This window comes from Burkholderia sp. Ac-20345, from assembly GCF_017104825.1.
Taxonomy (GTDB): domain Bacteria; phylum Pseudomonadota; class Gammaproteobacteria; order Burkholderiales; family Burkholderiaceae; genus Burkholderia; species Burkholderia lata_B.
In genome coordinates this window covers 22,852-29,542 of record NZ_JAAGPO010000129.1, presented here as the reverse complement: position 1 = coordinate 29,542, position 6,691 = coordinate 22,852, and the positions used below count along the sequence as shown (strand labels likewise).

General features: G+C 62.0%; 6 protein-coding genes and 1 pseudogene. 3 read left to right on the top strand and 4 right to left on the bottom strand.

Translation table 11 applies throughout. The features are described 5' to 3' along the window. Nucleotides 1-122 (bottom strand): annotated as a pseudogene (locus G3O06_RS32730) (electron transfer flavoprotein subunit beta/FixA family protein); the annotation flags it as partial. A gap of 302 nt (nucleotides 123-424) precedes the next feature. Here G3O06_RS32730 and G3O06_RS32725 point away from each other — a divergent pair. The 3 genes from G3O06_RS32725 to G3O06_RS32715 all read left to right on the top strand — a co-directional run bounded on the left by G3O06_RS32725 (nucleotide 425) and on the right by G3O06_RS32715 (nucleotide 2,446). Next, the gene (locus tag G3O06_RS32725; protein ID WP_122950269.1) at nucleotides 425-940 is read left to right on the top strand and encodes a thiamine pyrophosphate-binding protein; all 516 of its coding nucleotides are present in this window, start codon (nucleotides 425-427) and stop codon (nucleotides 938-940) included. A gap of 8 nt (nucleotides 941-948) precedes the next feature. Then, nucleotides 949-1,554 (top strand): thiamine pyrophosphate-dependent enzyme, encoded by a 606-nt coding sequence (locus G3O06_RS32720; RefSeq protein WP_205818693.1) that lies wholly within the window; start codon nucleotides 949-951, stop codon nucleotides 1,552-1,554. A gap of 127 nt (nucleotides 1,555-1,681) precedes the next feature. Further along, nucleotides 1,682-2,446: a helix-turn-helix domain-containing protein gene (locus G3O06_RS32715; RefSeq protein ID WP_205818692.1), complete on the top strand. Its 765-nt coding sequence runs from the start codon at nucleotides 1,682-1,684 to the stop codon at nucleotides 2,444-2,446. An 88-nt stretch (nucleotides 2,447-2,534) separates the two neighbouring features. Here G3O06_RS32715 and G3O06_RS32710 read toward each other — a convergent pair whose 3' ends face one another. The 3 genes from G3O06_RS32710 to pruA form a co-directional block, all read right to left on the bottom strand. Continuing rightward, nucleotides 2,535-3,698, bottom strand: a complete 1,164-nt coding sequence (locus G3O06_RS32710; RefSeq protein WP_205818691.1) for an FAD-dependent oxidoreductase — start codon at nucleotides 3,696-3,698, stop codon at nucleotides 2,535-2,537. A 47-nt stretch (nucleotides 3,699-3,745) separates the two neighbouring features. Next, the gene (locus tag G3O06_RS32705) at nucleotides 3,746-4,951 is read right to left on the bottom strand and encodes a pyridoxal phosphate-dependent aminotransferase (RefSeq protein ID WP_205818690.1); all 1,206 of its coding nucleotides are present in this window, start codon (nucleotides 4,949-4,951) and stop codon (nucleotides 3,746-3,748) included. Between the two features lie 67 nt (nucleotides 4,952-5,018). Then, the gene (gene pruA / locus G3O06_RS32700) at nucleotides 5,019-6,569 is read right to left on the bottom strand and encodes an L-glutamate gamma-semialdehyde dehydrogenase (protein ID WP_205818689.1); all 1,551 of its coding nucleotides are present in this window, start codon (nucleotides 6,567-6,569) and stop codon (nucleotides 5,019-5,021) included. Between the last annotated feature and the right edge of the window lie 122 nt (nucleotides 6,570-6,691).

Sequence of the window (6,691 nt, the reverse complement as noted above, 5' to 3'; positions counted from 1 at the left end):
ATTTCGTCGAACGGGTTCATCGACATCTTCACGTTCGCGATGTCGACACCCGTGTTGTCCGACTTCACGCGGACCTTCACGTTGTAATCGACCACTCTTTTCACTGGCACCAGGATTTTCATGCACATGTCCTCGAAAGGTTCAGGACATCAGTTTGCATATCGAACGATCCTGCTGGAATTCAAGATTCTGAAACAGGGCCTTCAAACCCCTCGAATTCGTCGCTCCAACATAGGCCCGAAGCCCGGCCGACGTGGCGCTTCCCCACGTTAACCGGCGGTTAAACACCCATTACGCAATCGCAAATTGAGTTCGGAAAATTGCTGCGGCACGCTTGTCTCATCCGCAAACGCCGTGCACATCGGCGCATGCCGGTCACGCGATATCCCTTTCCCTACTCTCGACGTCAACCGTCCAGCCCATCATGTCAGCTAACTGGCCCGATACCATCTTCGAGCATTTCAAATCCTCCGACGTACGTCAGGTTGCGTACGTGCCCGACGCCGGCCACAAGCGCCTCATCGAGCTTTGCGAAGGCGATTCCGACATTCACGCCGTATCCCTGACCACCGAAGAAGAAGGCGTTGCCATGATGGGCGGCGCCTGGGTCGGCGGGCAACGCGGCGTGCTGCTGCTGCAGTCGAGCGGCGTCGGCAACTGCATCAACATGCTGTCGCTGCAGCACGAGTGCCGAATGCCGATCCTGATGCTCGTCACGATGCGCGGTGAGTGGGGCGAGTTCAACCCGTGGCAGGTCGCGATGGGCAAATCGACACAGGCAGCCCTGGAATCCGCCGGCGTCCATGTGTACCGCGCGGACGATGCCGACGAAGTGGCCCCGACAGTCCAGGCGGCGCTGAATTTCGCGTTCAACACGTCGCGCATGGTGGCCGTACTGATCGGCCAGCGCGTGATCGGCACGAAGAATTTCAAAAAGTGAGCATCGACATGACGCAACAGACCATTCCCCTGAACCGCCGGACGGCCGTTCAACGCATCCTCCGCGATCGCGCGGATCGCGTACTGGCCGTCACCAGCCTCGGCAACCCGACCTTCGACGTTGCCGCCGCCGGCGACACGCCGCAAAACTTCTATCTCTGGGGTGCCATGGGCGGCGCCGTGACGTTCGGGCTCGGCATCGCCCGTGCGCAACCGTCCAGGCGTGTCGTCGTGTTCGTCGGCGACGGCGAAATGATGATGGGCCTCGGCTCGCTGGCGACCGTCGGCGTCGATCGTCCGTCCAATCTGTCGATCGTCGTGATCGACAACGGTCACTACGCCGAAACCGGCATGCAGCCCGCACACGCCGGACGGGGCGTCGACGTCACGGCTGTGGCACGGGCAGCCTGCATCGAAAACGCACGCACGATCACGACAGAAGTGCAACTCGACGACTTCGTCGACGCCATCCTGAACGGTGACGGCCCGGTACTCGCAACCATCAAGGTCAGCACCGATCCGGCTCCGGTGTGCCTGCCGCCGCGCGACGGTCCTTATCTGCGCAGCCGTTTCCGCGAGGCGCTGCTCGGGCCCGCCGCACACGCAAGCCAATAAGGGCTTACGCCGGCAGATCGCCATGCACGAAGGGTTCCGCCCATCGCGGAGCCCTTTTTCCATTCCTGGACGCCGCCTGTCGTCCCGGTACAATCGGCATCCGGTTCCCTTATTGCCCAGAGTCCGCATGCCGTCCCAAACCGACAAAGACATGCTCGTCGCGCTGATCAGACAGTTGGATCGCCATCCGGAGCTGCTGGAGCGAGTCTTCGACTGCCTCCCCGACGTGCTCTATTACGTCAAGGACGCCAATGCGCGCTATCTGTCCGTCAACCAGACGCTGATCGATCGAAGCGGCCTCGCACGCGATGACGTCATCGGCAAGACCGCAGATCAACTCTTTCCCGTGACCGGCGCAAGCACCGTCGCACAAGACTTGTCCGTCATCGAAAACAAGGCACCGATCGTTGACCGGCTTCGTCTGTACTCGACCGGCATCGGGCACAAATACTGGTGCCTCAGTTCGAAGTTTCCAATCATCGACGAGAATGAGAGCGGCATCGGCATGATCGGTGTCTCCCGTGACCTGCCGCGCCCCGATGAGCGGCATCACGGATACCGGCGGCTTTTCGACTTTCTTGCCTATCTGGAACAGCACCTGAGTCAGAACATCCTCATCACGGAGGCGGCCGATCATGCGTCGATCTCGGTCGACACGCTCGAGCGCCTGACGCGCGAAGTATTCCACCTGACGCCGAAGCAGCTACTGATGAAGATGCGCATCGATCACGCATGCAAGCTGCTCGAAACCACCGACCACAGCATTACCGACATTGCAGCCAGTTGCGGCTACGCGGACCATAGCGCGTTTACGCGCCAGTTCAAGCTGGCCACGCACCTGACCCCGCGGCAGTATCGCGATGCCCGCGGACGTGGTCTTCACCCGGCCTGACGGCAACAACATCGCCCGCCCCAAAGAGAACGCGCCGGACACCACCACGGCGACCGGCGCGTGCGCTTCCAGCGTGACCTCGCCACGCTCAGTAAACCGCCTCCTCGATTACCAGATTTCCGGTATTGATTCGATCGGCCGACAGCGGAGTCAGATCGATCGTCCGGTACTCACCGAACGACAGAAGTTCCGCCATGCCGCGACCGACGCCCGGGCTGTGCATCATTCCGTGACCACTGAATCCCGCGGCGACGAACGAATTCTCCGGGCCGCTTTGACCGATGAGGCCGTTGTGATCCAGCACGTTGTATTCGTAATAGCCGGCCCACGCATGTTCGACACGTAGCGCTTCGAAAGCCGGGATTCGTTCCGCGAGCGTCGGCCAGATAATGTCGTCGAACTCCGCGAAATTGACGTCGAGCGGCAAGTCGTCGAGATCATGCTCGGCCGACGGCGACACGATGCACAGATAGTGATTTTGCTCGCGCCTCAGATAGATGCCCGAGGTGTCGATCAAGATCGGGAGATCCGGTATCGCGGTCGGGCAGGACACGACAAATGCGCAACGCCGGCGTGGTCGAATGGGCAGATCGATTCCAACCGTGCCCGCGAGCTTCGACGACCACGCGCCACCCGCATTCACGAATTGATCCCCGGCAATCAGGCGGCCGTCGCTCAATTCGACATGCGTGATGCGATTGCCCGTCGTACGGTATGCCGCCGCGTCACCTGTGACGAACTGGACGCCAGCCTCACGTGCCCGATTGCGATACCACTGCATCAGGCTGTATCCGTCGAACCAGCCTTCCCCGGACAAGCCCTCTGCCGCATACGCGAGATCGCTGACGTTCAACCACGGATAGCGCGCAATCAGCTCCTGCGGCGATCGCTCGGCGATGGCGACGCCCATCGACCGCGCCAGCGCGGTTCGCTTGCGCAGCGCGGGCGCCTGGCCGGACGTACCAACGAACAGATAGCCGCAGTCGGTCAGATCGACGCCTGCGCCGAATCGCGCCTTGTCGCGTTCGATCGAACGCATGAACTCGTAGCCGAATCGCGACAGCTGGATGCAGGACGGTGTCGAGAACTGTTGACGGATCGAGCTGGCCGACAGCGCCGACGATGCGATCCGGTATGTCGGATCGCGTTCAATCACCCAGATCTCGCGATCGGTGCGGCCCTGCCGGGACAGAAAGTAGGCGATGGAACACCCGATACCGCCGCCACCGGTAATGACGATTCTTTCGCTCATGACATGCCTCTTGGTGATGCGTCGTGGTTCGATGCGTCAGATCGAATTCAGGCCAGCAGCTTCGCGCATGCCGCCTCGATACGCTGGAGCGCTTCCTCCAGCTGCTCGACGGACGCGGCATACGACAGCCTGAAATACGGAGAAAGCAGGAACCCTGTCCCGGAGACGACTGCAACGTTGGCATCGTCCAGCAGGTACCGGACGAAATCCTGGTCGCTGCCGATACGCGCGCCGGACAACGTATGCCGCCCGATCAAATCCTGACAGCCGACGAACGCATAGAACGCCCCTTCCGGCTCGCGGCATTGCAGCCCGGGAATGCGACGCAACGCTTCAACGACCTGCCTGCGTCGCCGATCGAACGCGCGCAGCGACGTCTCGACGAACACCTGACTACCGGTGAGCGCTTCAACCGATGCGTATTGCGCGATGGACGTCGCGCTCGTGACGATCTGCCCCTGCACGAGATTCATCGCGTTGATGAGCTGCGCAGGTCCTGCTGCGTAGCCGATACGCCACCCTGTCATCGCGTACACCTTCGACACGCCGTTGATGAGCAGCGTGCGCTCGTACAGATCGGGGGCGACGTTCAGGATGTTGCTGAACGGGGCGTCGATGTAAATCAGCTTCTCGTAGATGTCGTCCGACAGCACCCAGACATGCGGGTGCCGACGCAGCACGTCGGCGAGCGACGTCAGTTCGTCGCGCGAATACACGGCACCGGTCGGATTGGACGGCGAATTCAGCATCAACCACTTGGTGCGTGGCGTAATGGCGGCTTCGAGTTGTGCCGCCGTGAGCTTGAAGCCTGCGGTTTCCGGGCACGGGACACAAACCGGCGTACCGCCCGACATCTTCACGATCTCGGGATAGGACACCCAGCAGGGTGTCGGCACAATCACTTCGTCACCGACGTTCAGCGACGCAAAGAACGCCGCGAAGATTGCCTGTTTCGCGCCCGACGACACGCTGATACCCGCGACCGGGTAGATCAGGCCATTGTCGTTCGCGAGCTTCGCCGCAATTGCCTCGCGCAACTCCGGGATGCCCGCCGCCTCGGTATAGCGCGTCTTGCCGCTGCGCATTGCCCGAATGGCCGCCTCCTGGATGTTCTCGGGGGTGGGAAAATCCGGCTCGCCCTGCGACAGCGATATCACGTTCCGCCCGGCCCGGCGCAGCTCCGCTGCACGCGCGGCCATCGCCATCGTCTCCGCGGGCGCGATCTGCCCGATTCTGTCCGCAATGATGTTCATTTAAGTTTTCAGGTCCGGAAAAAAACCGGCCCGGCGCATGGACGTACGCCGGACCGGGACATCAAACTTACAGACGCTCGGCGACAGCCTTGATCTGCATGAACTGAAGCAGGTAGTCCGGGCCACCGGTCTTCGTGTCGGTACCGGTGAGATTGAATCCGCCGAACGGCTGGATCCCGACGAGCGCGCCGGTGCATTTGCGGTTGAAGTACAGGTTGCCGACATGGAACTCGCGGCGAGCGATTTCGATGCGCTCGCGGTCGTTCGAGAACAGCGCGCCGGTCAGGCCGTAGACCGTGTTGTTCGCGACCTGCAGGCCTTCGGTGAAGTCCTTCACGCGGATCGCCGCGACGAACGGACCGAACACTTCTTCCTGCGCGATGCGCGCGGTCGGCGACACGTCGCCGAAGATCGTCGGCTCGATCAGGTAGCCCGGTGCGTCGACAACCTTGCCGCCCGTCAGCAGCTTGCCCTCGCCGCGGCCGATGTCGATGTACGACTGAACCTTGTTGTACTGCATTTCGTTGCACACGGGCCCGAGGCTCGGGTTGTTCTTCGCCTCGTCGACGACCAGCTTCTTCGTACGTTCGATCACGCGCTCGATCAGCGCGTCATAGACGGAATCCACCACGATCAGGCGCGAGCAAGCCGAGCATTTCTGGCCGGAATAGCCGAACGCAGCCTGGATCACGCCCGTTGCGGCGTCGTCCAGATTGGCGGTTTCGTCGACCAGGATGCCGTCCTTGCCGCCCAGCTCCAGGAAGACGCGCTTGAACCACTTCTGCCCCGGCGCGAGCTTCGCCGCCGATTCGTTGATCGCCGCGCCGGTTGCGAGCGACCCGGTGAAATTGACGAAGCGGGTGCGCGGATGCGCGACGAGATACGAGCCGACGTCGCGGCCGTTGCCAGGCAGATAGTTGACGACACCCGGCGGCAGACCGGCTTCCTCGAAGATGTCGAACACCTTCGCCAGCGACACGACCGTGTCCTCCGCCGGCTTGCACACGACGGTGTTGCCGACGACGATCGCGCCCACGGTCATGCCCGTCATCAGCGCCATCGGGAAATTCCACGGCGAAATCGTGACGCCGGCGCCGAGCGGAATGTAGAAGCTCTCGTTCTCCTCGCCCGGATAGTGGATCAGCGAACCCAGTCCACCGACGTGGGTCAGCGCCTGCCGTGCGTAGTACTCGGTGAAGTCGATCATCTCCGCGACTTCGGCGCTGGCCTCGACATAGTTCTTGCCGATCTCGTAGACGAGCCATGCTTCGAGTTCGCGCTTGCGGCGACGCATGATCGCAGCGGCCTTCAGCATCACGCGCGAGCGATCTTCCTGCGTCCAGCGCTTCCACGATTCGAACGCCTTCCATGCCGCATCAAGTGCCGCATCGGCGTGCTGCTGCGTTGCCTTCGCCGAGTAACCGACGATCTCCGCCGGATTCGACGGGTTCGTCGAGACGAGCCTGTCGTCCGTCATGACGCGTTCGCCATTGATGATCAGCGGATACGTCTCGCCAAAGCGCGTACGCACCTTGTCGAGCGCGCCACGCATCTCGGCGACGGCGGCGTCGGTGTCAAAGAGGTCGAACGGCTCGTTCTTGTACGGTGCAATCAACATCGCTATCTCCTGTAGAGGGCAGTCGGATCGACGGAGGACCTCATTGCGCTCCCCCGACGTTGAGCGGATTGTCGATCGACGAAAACGGGCCGTCTTGATTTGCGTCGAGATTATCTTGCGGA